This is a genomic window from Ruegeria sp. O11, from assembly GCF_056535285.1.
Genome location: NZ_JBQERS010000001.1, coordinates 15,039 through 32,763, shown reverse-complemented (window position 1 = coordinate 32,763; position 17,725 = coordinate 15,039). Strand labels below are relative to the sequence as shown.

Genomic DNA, 17,725 nt, shown 5'->3' with positions numbered 1-17,725 from the left:
TGCGCTTGGGTAATGAACTTTCTAAATAGATTTCATTCATGGGACCTGCGCTCGAATGGCACAACAGACCCCGAACTCTCTCAAAAGCAAAGCACTAAGTGACCTTGAGGCGGGAAAGCTGCCTCAGGCACTGAAAAAGGCGCAACTGGGCATCAAGAAATTCCCCAAGGATTCAGATTATCAAGCCATTGCTGGTTTTGTGCTCACCGAGATGAAGCGGTACAAGCAAGCCATTCCCCATTTCGCCGAAGCATCGCGCATGAAGCCAGACGATGTGCAATTTGTTGAAAATCTGGCAAATGCGCTGATGCAAACAGGGCAAATCCCACGCGCGCTTACGTATGCCGAACAAAAGCTAGCGCGTTTCCCCAACAGCAAAGAACTGGTTCGTGTCATCGACGAAATCCAGCTCAAAGGGCAGAACTGGCGCTTGATCATCGAACATGCCACGCAAAAATTAGCGACTGATCCTGATAACGCTGACCTGCTATCATCGCGTGCCCGGGCCTATGGGCAGATCGGCTTTGCGCAACAAAGCACCGAAGATATTTCACGCGCCTTTGAGATAGCACCTGAAAAAGAAGACATCGCCATCCGAAAAGCGGTGAACCTGCATCAGGCTGGCGACAAGGACGGGTCAAGGCAGATCTTGCTCTCTGTTCTTGCGGCAAATCCTGTTTCAGCTGTGGCGCTATACCAAATGTCCATGGTAGCGGATGAAAAGCAAGCAGACGAACTTGCCGACACCATTGAAACCGCGATTTCACAAAGCGATCACGACGATTCATTGCTTGGCTTTGCAAAGGCAAACGTGACTTTGGCACGCAAAGGGTTGCATGTGGCGTTGCCTCTATTCGCGTGCGCCAATGCGGCACAACATGCGACAAACCCGTATGACTTTGCAATTGAAGAGAAAAAGCAAAGCGAAATTTGCAGCCTGTTCACCGATGATATGTCTTCAATTGGTTCGATGCCTGACAGCGAGCCAAGACCGATTTTTGTCGTGGGGCAGCCCCGGTCGGGCACGACATTGATGGAAATGATGTTGAGTTCTCTACCCGGTGTTGTTGGCTGTGGAGAGCTTATGCTGGGGGCTGATCTCTCAAATTCCTATCTGGGTTCGAACACGCCTTTTGACGCGAAAGCCGCCGCAGACTTTGCGCAGGAATTCCGCAGACTAATGCCACCGACCCCCAAGGGTACAACTACATTTGTCGACAAGATGCCTCACAATTATCAGCGGGTTGGATTTTTATTAGCGGCTTTCCCTGAAGCCCGGGTTATCAACATGATCCGCGATCCGCGGGATGTGGGCCTATCCAAATGGATCAGGCGTTTTCCTGAACCGGGGCTGCGCTATGCGTCTGATCTTAAGGCAATTGCGCATTCAGCCAACCTGTACAGGTGCTATATGGCGCACTGGAACAACATCTTCGGGGACCGTATCCTGTCGGTATCTTACGAAGAGCTGGTCGCCGATCCTGAAACTCATAGCAAAAACATTACAGCGTTTTGCGGCATCGGATGGGACGAACAGATGATGCACCCTGAAAGAAACACACAGCAAGTGCGCACTGCCAGTGTCGATCAGGTACGCCAGAAAATCTCGACCCGTTCCATAGGCGGCTGGCGTGATGTCACAGACCACATTCAACCCATGTTAGACGGCTTCGACCAGGCGCTTTGGCCTGAGTACAAGTTCGACTGAACCAAAAAAAGGCCGCCTTTAGTGGGCGGCCTTCCTGTTTGTTTGTTGTGATAACCTTACTTTTGTTTGATACGACCGTCCAGATAGGGCTGGTATGGGGCGTTCTCGGCAAGGTATTCGGCCGTTACATCCGCCAAATCGGGGCCAAAGTCATAAGCGTTCTTGTCATCGCCCGAGAATACGCTGTACCCGTCACCACCGTTGCGGACATAGTTGTTTGTGACAACCAGATATGTCGCCGCCGGATCGATAGGCGCAAAGCCGTCACCGTCGGCGACCATGACCTCGACAATCCGGCCTTCATTCGGTGCGACCGATGGATCCCAGGTAAAGGTCATGCCCGCCACCTGCGGGAAGCGACCTTTGACCTCTTCAACCTGGCTCACGCCATTCTCAAGTGCGTCGATGACACCCTGGCCGCTGATCTCAAAGGTCGAGAGCGTGTTCTGGAACGGCAGAACCGTCAGAACTTCGCCCATGGTCACTTCGCCTTCATCGATTGAAGCACGCAGCCCACCAGCGTTGGCGATAGCGATCTGAGTACCCTGATCTGCCACACGCGCAAGCATCGCGTCCGCAACCAGATTGCCCATCTCGCATTCCTGCACACGGCAAACATCACGAGATCCTTCGATGGTCGCGCCAGAATTGGCAACAACACGCTGCTTCATCTCTTCAATCGGGGCGCCCATTTCCGCGACACGCGCCGCGATATCTGCATCTGGAGTGACCGAGGCATCCAGCAGGATCGGCTCACCTTCTGCCGAAATCAGGTTGCCGTCATCGTCAAATGTCAGCACGATCTCACCCAGATATTTCGAATACGCATAGGCCTGAACCACCGGGACGTCGCCCACCATTGTCGGGTAGGCGCCTGCGGCGTCTTCATTCGTGTTCGACAGCAATGTGTGCGAATGCCCGCCAACTACGAGGTCCAGACCCGGCACTTTCTCGGCGATCTCGATATCTTTGGGCAGCCCCACATGGGTCAGCGCGATAATAATGTTCACACCCTCGTCCTGCAGGGCAGCGACATCGGCCTGAAGGCTTTCAATTTCGTCTTGAAAAACGACGTCTTTGCCCGGGCTCGAAGTTTCAACGGTATCCGTTGCGAGGGCTGAGATGATGCCTACTTTCTGGCCGCCGACGTCCAGTACAACGTGGTTATCCACCTTGCCCTTCAGTTCAGTCGAAGAAGACAAGTCCAGATTGCCCGAAATCACAGGGAAACTGACCGTATCTACGAAAGCCGCCAAGCCCGCAGGGCCGTCATCGAACTCGTGATTGCCAACCGCCATCACATCGTAACCGATGGCTTCCATGAATTCCGCTTCGGCAGCACCTTTATAGGTCGTGTAGAACAACGAACCCTGAAACGGATCGCCCGCATCCAGCAGCAGGACATTTTCGTCCGCCAATTCGCCGCGCTTGGCATCCACAATTGTCTTCAGGCGCGCAACGCCACCAAAGCATTTGCCTTCGGCCTCACCCTCGGCGTCACAGGTCGAATCGTATTTGTTAATGGATTCGATGCGGCTGTGAATGTCATTCGTATGCAGAATCGTAAGCTTGTATTCGGCCGCTGCCATACCGGCTGTCAGGCCCAATACAGCGACCGAAGTTAAAAATCGGGTGAACATCTCAAAACTCCCTATCGTTGTTTTGTCGTGATCGTGCGCGTTGCGCAGCAAAGAGTCAAAGGGGGAAATCCAGCTTGATTCCATCAGCCGCGCAAGGCATCAGACCGATATGCTGATTTACAAGATTTTCCGGGCCGACGAGTGGGCCGACTTGCAGGCACACGGAGCCTCGAACGGGGCTCCGATTGATGTGACAGATGGGTTCGTCCATTTCTCAACCGCAGAGCAGGCTGAGGAGACTGCCGCCAAGCATTTCGCTGGTATCGCGGGGTTAACACTTCTGGCATGTAATGCCGATGCTATGGGCGACGATCTGAAATGGGAGGTCTCGCGCGGCGGCGCGCTGTTTCCTCACCTTTATCGTCAAATTCGAATGTCGGACGTGATTTGGTCGCAAGACCTGCCCTTTGATGGTCAAGTCCACCGGTTCCCGGAGGGGATGGAATGACCCGCTTCATCGACCCGGTTCGGGAACAGTTTGAGGCATTCAAAGACCTCAACCGTGACCATCCGATCGAGATGCTCAACCTGGTGAAGTTCCGCAAGACAGCACAGTATCCGTCGGATCATCCGCTGGCTAATGCTGGGTTGACCGGAGCGCAAGCCTACCGCAACTACGGGGCAGAGACTGCCCCAATCATCGCCCGCATAGGTGCAACGATCCTTTGGCGCGGTACGTTTCAGACTACGCTTATCGGGCCGCAGGATGAAGAATGGGACGAAGTGTTCATCGCCCGTTATCCCACCGCCCATGCGTTTCTTGAGATGGTGACCGACCCAGCTTATCGCGCTGCCGTGATGCACCGGCAAGCCGCCGTTGAAACCTCGCGCCTGATCCGTTGTGCGCCGACAGAAGGTGGAGATTCCTTCGGATGAAAATGACTGAGAAACTGGGGTTGGCCGCCCTGCACCGCCTTGACCCTGAAATCGCGCATGGGCTTTCGATCAAGGCCCTGACCTCGGGGCTGGCACCAACGCCCGGGCCGGTCACATCGGATCGGCTTAAAACCCGTGTTGCAGGCCTGGAATTGCCAAACCCCGTTGGACTAGCTGCGGGTTTTGACAAAAATGGTGAGGCACTGGCACCACTTTCGCGTGCTGGATTCGGGTTTATTGAAGTGGGCGCGGTGACACCCCGCCCACAGCCCGGCAATCCAAAACCGCGCCTCTTCCGCCTGACCGAAGACCACGCGGCGATCAACCGCTTTGGTTTCAACAATGAAGGTATGGAGGTCATGGCTGCGCGTCTGGCGCAGCGCCCCAACGACGCAGTGATCGGGTTGAACCTTGGGGCCAACAAAGACAGTGATGATCGGCCCGGAGACTTTGCCAAAGTGCTTGCCCATTGCGCTGCGCATCTGGACTTTGCCACCGTCAATGTGTCTTCACCCAATACCGAAAAGCTGCGGGACTTGCAGGGCAAAGCGGCATTGGGCGCTTTGTTAGGCGGCGTGATTGAGACACGTAATGCCCTGCCCCGCCCGATCCCGATCTTCCTGAAAATCGCCCCGGACCTGACCGAAGCTGAATTGCAGGACATCGCCGATGTCGCTGGTGAAACCGGTGTGGACGCGGTGATCGCAACCAACACCACACTGTCGCGCGATGGCCTGCGCAGTGCACACAAGGATCAGGCCGGTGGCCTATCCGGCTCGCCCCTGTTCGAGAAATCTACGCGAGTGCTGGCGCAGCTCAGCCAGTTGACGGGCGCAGATATCCCGCTGATCGGGGTTGGCGGCATCAGCACGGCAGAACAGGCCTATGCCAAGATCTGCGCCGGAGCGTCCGCAGTGCAGTTCTACACGGCGATGGTCTATGGCGGGATTTCTCTGGCCGCTGAAATCGCGCAGGGGTTGGATGACCTGCTGGCACGCGACGGATACACCTCGGTCGCGCAGGCGGTGGGCAGCAAACGAGAGGACTGGCTATGATCGAATATTGGCACAACTCGCGCTGCTCCAAGTCCCGCGCGGGGCTGGCATTGCTGCAGGAAAACGGTGCACAGCCTGAGGTGCGCAAATATCTTGAAGACGCGCCCTCGGCTGATGAAATCCGGACAGTTCTGGCCAAGCTGAATATCCCGGCGATCAGCATGATGCGCACCGGAGAGAAGACGTTCAAAGAGCAGGGTCTGACCAAGACCTCGCCCGATGAGGTGCTTATTCAGGCCATGGTCGACCACCCGATCCTGATCGAGCGACCATTGGCCATCGCAGGCGACAAAGCCGCTATCGGACGCCCGCCCGAGAACCTGCTGGACTTGCTTTAGGCGATCTGTGCCTCAAGTCGAGGATAGCGCCAACCAAGCGTAAGGCCGCGCGCGATGTTCAAGACCATCAGCGCGGACCACAGGCCATGATTGCCCATCGTCGGCACCAGCACGAACAACGCCACCACGTACAACGCGACCGACTGGATCATCGCGTTGCGCATATCGCGGGTCCAGGTGGCGCCGATATAGATACCATCGAACATCCAGCTTGCCACCCCGATGACCGGTGCCAGAGCAGCCCAGAACAGATATTCGCGTGCCGTCGCCCGAACCTCGGGCGATGTTGACATCAGATCGATCAACGCCGGCCCTGCCAAATAAAACACCAGCCCAAGCCCGACGGCCCCGCCAACGCCCCATTGCGAAGCCATGACCGACGCGCGCCGGACCTTGCGGCGGTCGCGTGCGCCGACAGCTCCTCCGACAAGAGCTTCAGCCGAAAAGGCAAAGCCGTCCAAAGCAAAGGCAGTGATTTCGAGAAACTGCAACAGCACCTGATTGGCCGCCAAATTCACGTCGCCCAGATCGGAACCGACAAATAGAAACGTTGTGAATGCCCCGGTCAACAAAACCGAGCGCACCATAATATCACCGTTTACCTGCATCATCCGACGCAAACGCATTGGGTCAAAAATTCGCGGCCAATCCCGCCACTGGTTGCCGCCAAACGCCTCTCGGCACAGCCATAAGCCTAGCGCAAGGCCTGTCCATTCGGCGATCAGAGTGGCAATGGCAACGCCTTCGACACCCCATCCAAGGCCAAGCACGAACCATAGATCCAGTACGATATTCAGCCCGTTCATCCAGATCTGCAGGATGAATACACCTCGCGTGCGTTCAACTGCGATCAACCAGCCTGTTACTGCATAGAGTGCAATGGTGGCCGGAGCCCCCCATATGCGAATCTCGAGATAAGCGCGCGTCAGAGACTCAACCTCGGCGCTGGCTGGAGACAGTGCAAAGGCCCCAAGGAACACCCAGACTTGCGCCGCAATGAAGACCAACCCAGCCGTTCCGCCCAGCAACAGACCCCGCATCAGCAGAGCTCCGGTTTCTGCTGTGTCACCCGCACCGCGTGCCTGCGCGGCCAACCCGGTGGTACCCATCCGCAGAAAGCCGAATATCCAGTAGATCGCCGACAGGATCACCGCGCCCATACCCACAGCCCCGATAGGTGCTGCCAGCCCCATCTGACCGACAACGCCGGTATCGACCGCGCCAAGGATCGGCACGGTCGCGTTCGACAGCACGATCGGCATCGCGATTTTCAAGACGCGCCGATGGGTGATGGGCGCGTTGGCCTCCTCCAAGCTCACGGCTTTGTCGGAGGCTGCGGCATTAAGAAATGCCCGGTGCCTTGCGCAAAGAGTTTGGCGTGGTTGTCCTGCCAAGCCTCGACCCGGACAGAAGCATAACGTCGACCCGATCGGTTGATGAATGCGCGTGCATAAGCGTCTCGCGGCAAGCCAGACCGCAGGTAATCGACCGTGAAGTCGATGGTTTTGGGAAAGCGGATATTCTCGTCGGTCAAGATATCTTCGGCACCGATCTCACCGCTTTCAATCCTGGGGAACATATGCTCCCAACTCAGCGTGATAACGGCAGTGACTTCCAGGAACGCCGCCGTCACACCGCCGTGGATGGCAGGCAGAAAGGGATTGCCGATCAACTTCTCATCGAAATTCAGAACACCTGTCAGTTCGTCCCCACGCCGGTCGAATGTAATGTTGAGGAACCGAATATACGGCACACCTTCGACCAAAGCGGTCAGAGCGGCATCACGGCGTTGCTTGACTACCTGCATGGGTTCGGGGCGAGGTCTTGCCATCTCAGCGCCCCTCCACGGTGAATGCGCCCGAGGCAGTAGCAACCGGTCGGTCGCTGTCATCATCCGTCGCCGTCGCACGAACAAAGGCCACATTGCGCGTGATGTGATAGCAGGTCGCCCGCGTCCGGATACTTTGACCGGGCGTCGCGGCCCGCATGTAGTCAATACGAAGATCGATTGTAGCGGTTCCTCCGGGGGCCGATGGGTGGCTCATCACCGCGGCACCACAGCAAGTATCAAGCATGGCAGAAACCGCGCCACCATGGATTACTCCGGTTCTGGGGTCGCCGATTAGTTGCTCGTTGTAGGGCATCGAGATTTCGGCCTCACCCTCTCCGATATGGGTCAAATCAAGCCTCAGGGCTTTTGCATGCGGAATCGCCTCGATGAACTGCCGCGCTAAAACTGTCTTATCGACCATGGGGTTGGGTCCTATCCTTATAGCCGCCCCTTTATGGGCCTGCGTTTACGCCAAGGGCAAGCCCACCTGTTGCGCTTGCCGCAACGACGCCCTAGGTTGCAGCCGAGGAGACCCAGAATGTCCGACACCCGTTTGTCATTCAAAGAGATGTGCGCCGAGTTCGACGTGACCCCGCGCACCCTGCGCTATTACGAGTATATCGAGTTGCTGCAACCGGACCGCGAAGGTCGGTCGCGGTTCTATGGTGCTCGTGAATGCGCAAGAATGAAGCTGATCCTACGTGGTCGCAAGTTTGGATTTCCTCTGGAAGAGATTCGCCAGTGGTTGCTGATCTACGAAGATCAGGGCGATCAGGCCCAGATGGCGACCTTCATCGAGATGGCAGATCGACAAATGGAAGAGCTACGTCAGCAACGCGCGCAGTTGGATGAGGCGATGGATGCGTTGCAGCAATTGCGCGATCAGACTGTCGAATTGCTGAAATAGCCCCCTTCCCTTACGGCAACAAAATTGCCGAAACCCCTGTTTACGCGACCGGATGTTACGTCAACTTATTTGTGACGCAGCGTCCGCATTACGTAAACGTCACTTGTGTGTTGTAAAACGCTCATCGACTGCGCAACTCAGGTTGCATGACGCCAGTGATGAGAGTTTGAACCATGACCGAAGATCTGCTGACCATCCGCGAAATGTGCGAGACATATGATGTCACGCCCCGCACATTGCGGTTCTACGAGGCCAAAGAGCTTTTGTTTCCGATCCGCGAGGGCCAAAAACGCCTGTTCACCAAACGGGATCGTGCACGCCTGAAACTGATCCTGCGCGGCAAGCGGTTTGGCTTCAGCCTCGAGGAAATCCGCCAGCTTCTGGACCTGTATCACGTGGGTGACCAACAGCTGACACAGATGTCCCGCACCTATGAAATCGCGTGCGAGCGCCTTGCTGACATGGAATCGCGCCGCGAAGAGCTGACACAGGCCATCGACGAGTTGAAAGAGCAGTTGCGCTGGGGCGAGAAGGTGATCGCCTCGATGAAACAGGAAAAGAAGGCGGCTGAATAAACCCGCCTCCGGACATATGAATTAAGGGAGCTTCACATGCCCGTCTACAACGCGCCGACCAAAGACACGCAGTTCATCCTGCACGACGTTTTGAAAATCTCACAGTCGGATATCCCCGGCTATGACGAACTGGAAGCCGAGTTTACCGGCGCGGTTCTGGAAGAGGCTGGCAAGGTTGCCTCCAACGTATTGCACCCGCTGAACGTGGTGGGCGACACCGAAGGGTGCCGGTTGGAAAACGGTATTGTGTACACTCCCACAGGTTTCAAAGACGCCTTTGAGCAGATGAAAGAAGGCGGCTGGACGGGCCTCGACATGCCGGAAGAGTATGGCGGCCAGAATATGCCCTATGTCATCGGTACAGCGGTGGGTGAGATGTTCTCGGGCGCAAACCAGGCATTTGTGATGTATCAGGGCCTGACCCACGGCGCGGCCTCAGCCATTCTGGCGCACGGCACTGACGAGCAGAAGAACAAGTACCTGCCCAATATGGTCAGCTGCGAATGGACCGGTACCATGAACCTGACGGAACCGCATTGCGGCACCGATCTGGGCCTGATGCGCACCAAGGCGGAACCGCAGGACGATGGCAGCTATAAGATTTCCGGTCAGAAGATCTTTATCTCGGCTGGCGATCACGACATGGCTGACAACATCATCCATCTGGTTCTGGCCAAAATCCCCGGCGGCCCCGAGGGCATCAAGGGTGTCTCGCTGTTCATCGTGCCCAAGTTCATTGTCAACGAAGACGGCACCCCGGGTGAGCGCAACGGTGTTTCGGTTGGCAAAATCGAAGAGAAGATGGGCATCCACGGCAACTCGACTTGCGTCATGAACTATGACGAGGCAACCGGCTGGCTGCTGGGCGAAGAGCACAAAGGTATGCGCGCCATGTTCACCATGATGAACGAAGCGCGTCTAGGTGTGGGCATGCAAGGCCTGTCTCAGGCCGAAGCGGCCTATCAAAACGCCTTGGAATACGCAAAAGATCGCCTGCAGGGCCGCGATGTTACAGGCGTGAAAAACCCGGACGGCCCCGCCGATCCGCTGATCGTGCACCCCGACATCCGCCGCAACCTGATGGATCAAAAAAGCTTCACCGAGGGTGCGCGTGCGTTCATCCTGTGGGGCGCGACCATGATCGACAAGGCGCACCGCTCGGGAGACAAAGACGCGGACGGGCTGATCTCACTGCTGACGCCAGTCATCAAAGGCTTCCTGACTGACGAAGGCTACGACATGACTGTTCAGGCGCAGCAGGTCTATGGCGGCCATGGCTACATCGAAGAATGGGGCATGTCGCAATACACCCGCGATGCCCGCATCGCGATGATCTACGAAGGCGCGAACGGCGTTCAAGCGCTGGACCTCGTGGGTCGGAAGCTGGCCCAGGACGGCGGCAAGCATGTCATGGCCTTCTTCGAGATGGTCAAAAGCTTCTGCAAGGAAAACGGCGGCAAGGACGAAGCTTACGATAAAGCCTTCATCGAACCGCTGAAGGCCGCTTCCAAGGACCTGCAGGCCGCTGGCATGTACTTCATGCAGGAAGGCATGAAGAATCCAAACAACGCTCTATCCGGGTCATACGACTTCATGCACATGTTCGGCCATGTCTGTCTGGGCCTGATGTGGGCGCAGATGGCAAAGGCCGCTCAGGACGCACTGGACGGCGGTGCCTCGGATAAAGAGTTCTACGAGACCAAGATCAATACCGGTCGCTTCTATATGGCCCGCCGCCTGCCCGCGACAGCCATGCATCTGGCCCGCATCCAGACCGGAGCAGACACGGTAATGGCACTGGACGCGGCGAACTTCTGATCTCAGTGTGGGCTCGGTTAAAGCAACCCGAGCCCACCAACGGAGGAGACAAGATGCCAAAACGCTTTCGCCTGACCCGCCGATTTCCGGTCGCGATGACCGAGGACGGCTATCGTAAGCTCCGCGGTTTCGCACGAGAAGCGGGATTGGATGAAGGTGAGGCTTTGTCGTTCCTTTTTGAGAACTTCAACAGCGTGATCGATCACGAAAACCTGACGCATAGGCTGCGCATATTTAATTCAGAGCTGGAAGCTCGAAAACGTTAAAACTTCGTGCTGGCCACTGATGGTAGCACCGAAAACATATCTTTATGCCTTGGGAGGGGCGCGCTCATGACCATTCAACTGCATTGCTTTGGTGAAAGCGGAAACAGCTACAAAGCCGCGCTTGCGTTGGAAATGTCCGGTCTGGACTGGGAGCCGGTCTTTGTTGATTTCTTCGGGGGTGTGACGCGCACCCCTGAATTTCGGGCAGAAGTGAATGAGATGGGTGAAGCCCCCGTGATGGTGGACGGTGATTTTCGCACCAGTCAGTCCGGCGCGATTCAGGCTTATGTGACGGAAAAATCCGGAAAATTCGGCGGCAAAGATCGTGATGAAAATTACGAGATCTTCAGATGGGTTCTGTGGGACAACCACAAGCTTAGCTCGATGGCCGGGCTGACCCGTTTCCTGATCAACTTCTTGCCCGAGAAGCACCGCAACCCGGATGTTATCGCGTTTAATCAGGGTCGCCTAAAGGCAGCTTATCAGACGCTGAACGCCCATCTTGACGGCCGTGACTGGATCGTTGGCAACGGCGTGACCAATGCTGACATCAGCTGCTGCGGCTACCTCTATTACCCCGAACCATTCGGCTTTAATCGCGCCGACTGGCCCAATATTGACGCCTGGTTGACGCGCCTCAGCGAACAGCCCGGCTGGAAACACCCCTACGACCTGATGCCCGGCAACCCGTCGGATCGAGCTTAAGGAGAAGACCCCATGACCGAAGCCTATATCTATGACGCCCTGCGTACTCCGCGCGGCAAGGGCCGCAAGGATGGCAGCCTGCACGAGGTAACCTCGGTGCGTCTGTCGGCCCTGACCCTGAACGCAATGAAAGAGCGCAATAATCTGGAAGGTCACGCCGTCGAGGATGTGATCTGGGGCAACGTCACGCAGGTGATGGAGCAAGGCGGCTGTCTGGCACGCTCAGCAGTTCTGGCTTCGGATCTGGATGAATCGATCCCCGGCCTGGCGATCAACCGTTTCTGTGCCTCGGGCATGGAGGCCGTGAACTTGGCCGCAAACCAGGTCAAAGGCGGCGCGGGTGAAGCCTATATCGCAGGCGGTGTTGAGATGATGGGCCGGGTGGCCATGGGCAGCGATGGTGCGGCGATTGCCGTTGACCCGTCTTTGGCGATGGAAACCTATTTTGTGCCGCAAGGTATCTCGGCCGACATTATCGCAACCGAATATGGTTTCAGCCGCGACGATGCGGATGCGCTGGCCGTTGAATCTCAGAAACGCGCGGCTGCTGCGTGGAAAGACAACCGCTTTGATAAGTCGGTGATCTCGATCAAGGATCAGAACGGCCTGACCATTCTGGACCGCGACGAATACATGCGCCCCGGCACTGATATGCAAAGCCTCGGCGCGCTGAACCCATCCTTCCAGATGATGGGCGAGCAAATGCCGGGCTTCGACAAGGTTGCGATGATCAAGTACCCGCATCTTGAGCGCATCAATCACATCCACCACGCCGGTAACAGTTCGGGCATCGTGGATGGTGCGGCGGCTGTACTGATCGGCAACAAGGAGTTCGGCGAGAAATACGGCCTGAAGCCGCGCGCGCGCATCAAGGCGACCGCAAAAATCGGCACCGACCCGACCATCATGCTGACCGGCCCGGTTCCTGTGACCGAGAAGATTCTGGCCGACAACGGCATGAAGATCGGCGATTTGGACCTGTTCGAAGTGAACGAGGCCTTTGCCTCGGTCGTGCTGCGGTTCCAGCAGGCGTTTGATGTCGATCCCTCTCTGGTCAACGTGAACGGCGGATCGATCGCGATGGGTCACCCGCTGGGCGCGACTGGTGCGATGATCATCGGAACCCTGCTGGATGAGTTGGAGCGTCAGGACAAGGAAACCGGTCTGGCCACACTCTGCATCGCGTCCGGCATGGGTGCGGCAACCATTATCGAGCGTGTCTGATGCCTAAAATTGATCTTTCCAAAATACCGTTTCGGAACGGTTCGGGCTATCCCGGCAAACTGGCAAGAGCGGGCGATGACCGCTACGTCCAACCCTTGGGCGATGCGAACGGTCTGACGCAATTTGGGGTCAACATCGTACGGCTGGAACCGAACGGGCTGTCCTCGCTGCGCCATTACCACATGGAGCAGGACGAGTTTGCAATCATGCTCAGCGGCAAATGTGTGCTGATCGATGACGATGGAGAGCATGAGATGCTGCCCGGTGACTGCGCCGCCTGGCCTGCAGGTGACGCCAATGGCCATCACCTTGTGAACAAAACCGACGCGCCCGCGAGTTTTCTGGTGGTGGGCACACGGACCCCGACCGAGACCGGCTATTACAGCGACATAGACATGATGGTGAAGTTCGAGGGCGACGACTTTCGCTTTACCTGCAAGGATGGCAGCCCGCTGACGGCTGACCAGATTGGAGATGACAATGACTGATTTCACCCTCAGCAAAGACGCCGACGGCGTTGCCTTCATCACCTGGGACGTTCCGGGCAAATCCATGAATGTCCTGAGCCGCGAGGCTTTCACTTTGGTCGGTGAACTGATCGATCAGGCGCTGGCAGATGATGAGATCAAAGGGATTGTTATCACCAGCGGTAAGGAAGGGTCGTTTGCGGGCGGCATGGATCTGAGCACCCTCGCCACGATCCGTCAGGAAGCCGGAGACGAGCCGGCTCAGGCTTTGTTCGACTTTGTCATGAGCGGCCACAACATCCTGCGTCGATTGGAGCTGGCGGGCATGGACCCCAAGTCCAAAAAAGGCGGCAAACCAGTGGCTTGCGCCATCAACGGCACCTGCGCCGGGATCGGGACCGAGATCGCATTGGCCTGCCATCACCGCGTGATGACCAGCAATCCCAAAGCTAAAATCGGCTTACCTGAAATCCTTCTGGGCATCTTCCCCGGCGGCGGCGGCACCATGCGCTACAGCCGGATGGTTGGTGCAATGGCGGCGGCTCCGGTACTGCTGGAAGGCAAGATGATGGACCCGAAGAAGGCCAAAGGTGCGCAACTGATCGACGCCGTGGCGGACGATCCGGTTGCCGCGGCCAAGGAATGGGTTCTGAACGCCAAGGATTCCGATCTGGTCAAACCATGGGATGCGAAAGGCTACAAAATGCCCGGCGGTGCGCCCTATCACCCTGCAGGCTTCATGACCTTCGTTGGCGCAAGCGCAATGGTGAACGGCAAAACCCAAGGTGCATTCCCCGCTGCCAAGGCTCTGCTGAGTTCAATCTACGAAGGCGCTTTGGTTGACTTTGACACCGCCCTGAAGATTGAGGCGCGTTGGTTTACAAACGTCCTGATGAACCCGTCCTCGTCGGCGATGATCCGGTCGCTGTTCCTGAACAAGGAAGCGCTGGAAAAAGGCGCTGTACGGCCCAAGGATGTGCCCGATCAGAGGGTCAAGAAGGTCGGCGTTCTGGGTGCTGGCATGATGGGCGCAGGCATTGCTCTGGTCTCGGCTCAAGCGGGCATGGAAGTTGTTCTGATCGACCGTGATCAGGAAGCAGCCGACAAAGGAAAAGCCTACTCCGAGGCCTATTTGGACAAGGGCATCAAGCGCGGCAAGGTTACGGCTGAGAAGAAAGAGGCCATGCTGGGCCAGATCACCGCGACCCCCGATCTAGAGAACCTCAAAGGCTGCGATCTGATCATCGAAGCCGTGTTCGAAGACCCGGGCGTCAAGGCCGAGATGACCAAGAAGGTCGAAGCGATCATCCCTGAGGATTGCATCTTTGCCTCGAATACCTCGACTCTGCCGATTACCGATCTGGCCAAGGCAAGTGTGCGGCCTGAGCAGTTCATCGGCATCCACTTCTTCTCACCAGTTGAGAAGATGTTCCTGGTTGAGATCATCAAGGGCAAGGAAACTGGCGAACGGGCAGTGGCAAAAGCACTGGATTACGTGCGTCAGATCCGCAAAACGCCGATCGTGGTCAACGACGCACGCTTCTTCTACGCCAACCGCTGCATCATCCCCTATATCAACGAGGGTGCTCGGATGATCACCGAGGGCGTCAGTCCGATCTTGATAGATAATGCCGCGCGGCAGTTGGGTTTCCCGGTAGGACCGATCCAGTTGACGGACGAAACCTCAATCGATCTCGGGGCCAAGATCGCACGGGCCACGAGAGCAGCGATGGGCGATGCCTATCCTGATAGCCCCTCGGACGATCTGATCTTCTGGATGGAGGAACAGGGGCGTCTAGGCCGCAAGGCCAATGCCGGATTCTTCGACTATGACGACAAGGGTAAGCGCGTCGAATACTGGAAGGGTTTGCAGGACAAATACCCGCTGGCTGCCGAACAACCCGACCTGATCGAAGTGCAGGAACGCCTGATGTTCGCGCAGGTTTTGGAAGCGGTTCGCGCGTTGGAAGAAGGTGTTCTGGAAGACATCCGCGAAGGCGACGTGGGTGCGATCCTTGGATGGGGTTTTGCCCCTTGGTCCGGTGGTCCGCTCAGTTGGCTGGACATCATCGGCACGCCCTATGCGGCTGAGCGTTGCGACCAACTGACCGGGGCCTATGGCGAGCGTTTTGCGTGCCCACCGCTCCTGCGCGAAATGGCCGAGAAAGGTCAGAGTTTCTATGGTCGCTTCAACCCAGCGGCCAAAGCTGCCTGATATTGAACTGCTGGCGCAACCTGTTTTGCACCAGCAGATTACGTTCAGATGCGCCAGTCCGATCGCAGAAACAAGATCAGGGCATTAGGCCGCCCTGGACGCCCTGGACGCCCTGGCCGACGGATGCCCTTAGGAGGGCGAATAGGGAATATTGGTTCTTGCGGGATGGGCGCAGGCAGCGCACCCAATGGGTTTGCAAAAACCGATATGTCGCCTTTCATGGCCACCGCTTCGATCAACAGATCAGCATCTTCTTCGTCGGCAACTTCATATGTGCAGACCGGTCCCATACCTCCCGCAGGACAGTAGGCTTGGAATCCTCCCTCGATAAAGACAATTTCATCCTGATCAAAATACAACGACGTCACATCAAAGGTTTGCGCCGGAGTATTTGATCTGAGATTGCCAACACCGCTTAGCATACGCGCAGGAACAATTGAGAGCCCCTCAATTCCCAGATCCAATTTAGTCTGATCCAGCGCCATTCCCTGCTCTGGCATCAGCCAGACCGGCCGCCCATTATACGCGGCGCGAGCCGGGACAAGGACCGGCAGATACTCTGGCCTGCGTTCCCCCCCTGGAACCACAACGCTATCGGCGCAGACACGGCGCAATTCTTTAAAACCGTGATCCAGCGTTCGCACCAGTTCGCCAGAAACCAGATTTTCAACCGGCTTCCAGCCACGGGTTGTTGCAACCCTGGTCCCATGCAGCAATCCACCGCGGCGCACTGAAACGGCTGACTCTTGAAGAGGTTGCGGGCCTTGACCCTCACGTTTCGAATACCCCGAAACACTCACTAACTCTAACACTTGCGCCCCCCTCTTGGCACTTCGACATAGCTCAGATTGACCATGCTAAAGTGCCACGAGCTGGCTTAGTTTTGCCACAATTACGGCGAAATAAGGACCATTTGGCCACATTTCATGTGATTTACCGGAACAATTTTGGCAGCAAAGATCGCTTTGCACGACACCTGGAAACTATATGCGATGTGCAAGTAACTTTGCTTTATCTACACACGTCCTCAATTTGGCAGAGCTTTGGGCAGCTTTCCGGCAGTGCGCTTCTCTCTCCATGCCAATAAAATTCCTGCAGTTGCGATCATGCCAATACCGACGATCTGCATCACTCCTACCGATTGTCCAAAGGCAATCCATGCAAAGAGGGGTCCGAATATCATGACCGAATACTCGAATACGGCGACGTAGGAAGGCTCTCCTAATTGGTAAGCTTTTATCAGCATGAAAACGGCGATCGTAGACCCGATCGCCTGCATCACCACCCAAGGCAGGGCTTCATGTATCGGCCAGACCCAACCGCGCATGGCAAACCCCTCTGGGCCTTCGGGCACATCAACCGGAAATACAGCCAGCCATATCAGACCAATCAACCCAGCCAATCCCAGAGTCACCACCATCGCGGCCAGCAGGGCGACGGTGCTTTCATCACGGCAATGCGTGCGGGTTACAACGGCGCTGAGAGCATAGAAAAAACCTCCAGCTACTGGGATCAGCGTCTTGAGATCAAATGAATTGGGGTCAGGCTGCAAAACACTGAGTATTCCGGCAAAGCCCAAAAGAACGGCCACGATCCGCCAGGGGCCGATATGCTGCTTCAGAAAAAGCGCGGAAATCAGCAGCACAAAAATCGGTGAGGTAAACAGCCCTGCCAACGCCTGCGCAATCGGCATCAGAGCCAGAGCTGTAAAATAAAAAAGCATCGCCATGGTTATCAATACGCTACGCACCGCGACGATGCCGTACCGGCGCGGTTTCAAACCGCCCAAGCCAAGAACCGAAAGAAGCGCAATCAGGGGTAACATCAACGTCGCGCGGCTTAGATGAAACTGCCATAGCCCAATGCTTTCGGCGACCCGGATCACAAAGTTATCGATGACGCCGATAATGGCCATCGAGGCGACCATCAGTAAAGACGCCAGCATCGAATGGGATTGTTGTTGTAACTGCATTCCCGCCTCTGCGCTTGATTAGCCAGTGCTGGCCAGAAAACTACCCGCTACAATCAGCACATTTCACAAACCTGACGCAACAGGTTTGCGCCACTGGTTTTTGCCATGCTAAGCTTAGCGCAAAATAA

General features: G+C 56.6%; 19 protein-coding genes. 13 read left to right on the top strand and 6 right to left on the bottom strand.

All coding sequences use genetic code 11. The features are described 5' to 3' along the window. Positions 1–55: 55 nt before the first annotated feature. On the top strand, positions 56–1,708 hold the full coding sequence (locus ACRZ91_RS00160) for a tetratricopeptide repeat-containing sulfotransferase family protein (RefSeq protein ID WP_480901713.1): 1,653 nt from the start codon (positions 56–58) through the stop codon (positions 1,706–1,708). 56 nt (positions 1,709–1,764) lie between these two features. On the opposite strand, the gene ACRZ91_RS00155 is transcribed toward ACRZ91_RS00160, so the two are convergent. After that, positions 1,765–3,348 carry a bifunctional metallophosphatase/5'-nucleotidase gene (locus ACRZ91_RS00155; RefSeq protein WP_480901711.1) on the bottom strand — a complete coding sequence of 528 codons (1,584 nt, stop codon included), beginning with the start codon at positions 3,346–3,348 and terminating at the stop codon, positions 1,765–1,767. 109 nt (positions 3,349–3,457) lie between these two features. On the opposite strand from ACRZ91_RS00155, the gene ACRZ91_RS00150 reads away from it, so the two are divergent. Genes ACRZ91_RS00150 through arsC form a run of 4 tightly spaced genes read left to right on the top strand, consistent with a single transcriptional unit; the run spans position 3,458 to position 5,617 of the window. Further along, positions 3,458–3,796 carry a DUF952 domain-containing protein gene (locus tag ACRZ91_RS00150; protein ID WP_480901708.1) on the top strand — a complete coding sequence of 113 codons (339 nt, stop codon included), beginning with the start codon at positions 3,458–3,460 and terminating at the stop codon, positions 3,794–3,796. Beyond that, positions 3,793–4,224 carry a DUF1330 domain-containing protein gene (locus ACRZ91_RS00145; RefSeq protein ID WP_480901706.1) on the top strand — a complete coding sequence of 144 codons (432 nt, stop codon included), beginning with the start codon at positions 3,793–3,795 and terminating at the stop codon, positions 4,222–4,224. Before ACRZ91_RS00150 ends, ACRZ91_RS00145 begins: the two co-directional genes overlap by 4 nt. Next, positions 4,221–5,279 carry a quinone-dependent dihydroorotate dehydrogenase gene (locus ACRZ91_RS00140; protein ID WP_480901704.1) on the top strand — a complete coding sequence of 353 codons (1,059 nt, stop codon included), beginning with the start codon at positions 4,221–4,223 and terminating at the stop codon, positions 5,277–5,279. The genes ACRZ91_RS00145 and ACRZ91_RS00140 overlap by 4 nt, the downstream gene beginning before the upstream one ends. Beyond that, entirely contained in the window at positions 5,276–5,617 is a 342-nt protein-coding gene (gene arsC / locus ACRZ91_RS00135; protein ID WP_480901701.1) for an arsenate reductase (glutaredoxin), read from the top strand. The genes ACRZ91_RS00140 and arsC overlap by 4 nt, the downstream gene beginning before the upstream one ends. Here the strand turns inward: arsC and ACRZ91_RS00130 are convergent. From ACRZ91_RS00130 to ACRZ91_RS00120, 3 genes are read right to left on the bottom strand one after another with little or no spacing between them, the layout of a single operon-like run. Next, positions 5,614–6,930: an MATE family efflux transporter gene (locus ACRZ91_RS00130; RefSeq protein ID WP_480903359.1), complete on the bottom strand. Its 1,317-nt coding sequence runs from the start codon at positions 6,928–6,930 to the stop codon at positions 5,614–5,616. The genes arsC and ACRZ91_RS00130 overlap by 4 nt on opposite strands. A 2-nt stretch (positions 6,931–6,932) precedes the next feature. Beyond that, entirely contained in the window at positions 6,933–7,448 is a 516-nt protein-coding gene (locus ACRZ91_RS00125; protein WP_010438904.1) for a PaaI family thioesterase, read from the bottom strand. 1 nt (position 7,449) lies between these two features. Next, the gene (locus tag ACRZ91_RS00120) at positions 7,450–7,869 is read right to left on the bottom strand and encodes a PaaI family thioesterase (RefSeq protein ID WP_480901698.1); all 420 of its coding nucleotides are present in this window, start codon (positions 7,867–7,869) and stop codon (positions 7,450–7,452) included. 117 nt (positions 7,870–7,986) lie between these two features. Here ACRZ91_RS00120 and ACRZ91_RS00115 point away from each other — a divergent pair, with 117 nt between their 5' ends. The 8 genes from ACRZ91_RS00115 to ACRZ91_RS00080 all read left to right on the top strand — a co-directional run bounded on the left by ACRZ91_RS00115 (position 7,987) and on the right by ACRZ91_RS00080 (position 15,625). Next, a complete protein-coding gene (locus ACRZ91_RS00115) occupies positions 7,987–8,355 on the top strand; it encodes a MerR family transcriptional regulator (protein WP_170468808.1) in 369 nt (122 codons plus the stop codon). Positions 8,356–8,528: 173 nt separating this feature from the next. Further along, a complete protein-coding gene (locus tag ACRZ91_RS00110) occupies positions 8,529–8,930 on the top strand; it encodes a MerR family transcriptional regulator (RefSeq protein ID WP_039536426.1) in 402 nt (133 codons plus the stop codon). 36 nt (positions 8,931–8,966) lie between these two features. Then, positions 8,967–10,748 carry an acyl-CoA dehydrogenase C-terminal domain-containing protein gene (locus tag ACRZ91_RS00105; protein WP_480901695.1) on the top strand — a complete coding sequence of 594 codons (1,782 nt, stop codon included), beginning with the start codon at positions 8,967–8,969 and terminating at the stop codon, positions 10,746–10,748. Between the two features lie 53 nt (positions 10,749–10,801). Then, the gene (locus ACRZ91_RS00100) at positions 10,802–11,014 is read left to right on the top strand and encodes a hypothetical protein (protein WP_010438892.1); all 213 of its coding nucleotides are present in this window, start codon (positions 10,802–10,804) and stop codon (positions 11,012–11,014) included. Positions 11,015–11,080: 66 nt separating this feature from the next. After that, positions 11,081–11,719, top strand: a complete 639-nt coding sequence (locus ACRZ91_RS00095; protein WP_010438890.1) for a glutathione S-transferase family protein — start codon at positions 11,081–11,083, stop codon at positions 11,717–11,719. Between the two features lie 12 nt (positions 11,720–11,731). Beyond that, positions 11,732–12,943, top strand: coding sequence for an acetyl-CoA C-acetyltransferase (locus ACRZ91_RS00090; protein WP_480901692.1), 1,212 nt, complete (start codon positions 11,732–11,734; stop codon positions 12,941–12,943). Further along, positions 12,943–13,431, top strand: coding sequence for a cupin domain-containing protein (locus tag ACRZ91_RS00085; protein ID WP_480901690.1), 489 nt, complete (start codon positions 12,943–12,945; stop codon positions 13,429–13,431). Before ACRZ91_RS00090 ends, ACRZ91_RS00085 begins: the two co-directional genes overlap by 1 nt. Beyond that, positions 13,424–15,625, top strand: a complete 2,202-nt coding sequence (locus ACRZ91_RS00080) for a 3-hydroxyacyl-CoA dehydrogenase NAD-binding domain-containing protein (protein ID WP_480901688.1) — start codon at positions 13,424–13,426, stop codon at positions 15,623–15,625. Before ACRZ91_RS00085 ends, ACRZ91_RS00080 begins: the two co-directional genes overlap by 8 nt. A gap of 44 nt (positions 15,626–15,669) precedes the next feature. On the opposite strand, the gene ACRZ91_RS00075 is transcribed toward ACRZ91_RS00080, so the two are convergent. Next, on the bottom strand, positions 15,670–16,437 hold the full coding sequence (locus ACRZ91_RS00075) for a Hint domain-containing protein (protein ID WP_480901686.1): 768 nt from the start codon (positions 16,435–16,437) through the stop codon (positions 15,670–15,672). 215 nt (positions 16,438–16,652) lie between these two features. Continuing rightward, positions 16,653–17,597: a DMT family transporter gene (locus ACRZ91_RS00070; protein WP_480901684.1), complete on the bottom strand. Its 945-nt coding sequence runs from the start codon at positions 17,595–17,597 to the stop codon at positions 16,653–16,655. Positions 17,598–17,725 lie beyond the last annotated feature (128 nt).

What these genes read in the sequence shown, in the direction of transcription:
- ACRZ91_RS00160 (WP_480901713.1), top strand. Translation starts at nt 56, where the DNA reads ATGGCACAACAGACCCCGAACTCTCTCAAAAGCAAAGCACTAAGTGAC.
- ACRZ91_RS00155 (WP_480901711.1), bottom strand. Translation starts at nt 3,348, where the DNA reads ATGTTCACCCGATTTTTAACTTCGGTCGCTGTATTGGGCCTGACAGCC.
- ACRZ91_RS00150 (WP_480901708.1), top strand. Translation starts at nt 3,458, where the DNA reads ATGCTGATTTACAAGATTTTCCGGGCCGACGAGTGGGCCGACTTGCAG.
- ACRZ91_RS00145 (WP_480901706.1), top strand. Translation starts at nt 3,793, where the DNA reads ATGACCCGCTTCATCGACCCGGTTCGGGAACAGTTTGAGGCATTCAAA.
- ACRZ91_RS00140 (WP_480901704.1), top strand. Translation starts at nt 4,221, where the DNA reads ATGAAAATGACTGAGAAACTGGGGTTGGCCGCCCTGCACCGCCTTGAC.
- arsC (WP_480901701.1), top strand. Translation starts at nt 5,276, where the DNA reads ATGATCGAATATTGGCACAACTCGCGCTGCTCCAAGTCCCGCGCGGGG.
- ACRZ91_RS00125 (WP_010438904.1), bottom strand. Translation starts at nt 7,448, where the DNA reads ATGGCAAGACCTCGCCCCGAACCCATGCAGGTAGTCAAGCAACGCCGT.
- ACRZ91_RS00120 (WP_480901698.1), bottom strand. Translation starts at nt 7,869, where the DNA reads ATGGTCGATAAGACAGTTTTAGCGCGGCAGTTCATCGAGGCGATTCCG.
- ACRZ91_RS00115 (WP_170468808.1), top strand. Translation starts at nt 7,987, where the DNA reads ATGTCCGACACCCGTTTGTCATTCAAAGAGATGTGCGCCGAGTTCGAC.
- ACRZ91_RS00110 (WP_039536426.1), top strand. Translation starts at nt 8,529, where the DNA reads ATGACCGAAGATCTGCTGACCATCCGCGAAATGTGCGAGACATATGAT.
- ACRZ91_RS00105 (WP_480901695.1), top strand. Translation starts at nt 8,967, where the DNA reads ATGCCCGTCTACAACGCGCCGACCAAAGACACGCAGTTCATCCTGCAC.
- ACRZ91_RS00100 (WP_010438892.1), top strand. Translation starts at nt 10,802, where the DNA reads ATGCCAAAACGCTTTCGCCTGACCCGCCGATTTCCGGTCGCGATGACC.
- ACRZ91_RS00095 (WP_010438890.1), top strand. Translation starts at nt 11,081, where the DNA reads ATGACCATTCAACTGCATTGCTTTGGTGAAAGCGGAAACAGCTACAAA.
- ACRZ91_RS00090 (WP_480901692.1), top strand. Translation starts at nt 11,732, where the DNA reads ATGACCGAAGCCTATATCTATGACGCCCTGCGTACTCCGCGCGGCAAG.
- ACRZ91_RS00085 (WP_480901690.1), top strand. Translation starts at nt 12,943, where the DNA reads ATGCCTAAAATTGATCTTTCCAAAATACCGTTTCGGAACGGTTCGGGC.
- ACRZ91_RS00080 (WP_480901688.1), top strand. Translation starts at nt 13,424, where the DNA reads ATGACTGATTTCACCCTCAGCAAAGACGCCGACGGCGTTGCCTTCATC.
- ACRZ91_RS00070 (WP_480901684.1), bottom strand. Translation starts at nt 17,597, where the DNA reads ATGCAGTTACAACAACAATCCCATTCGATGCTGGCGTCTTTACTGATG.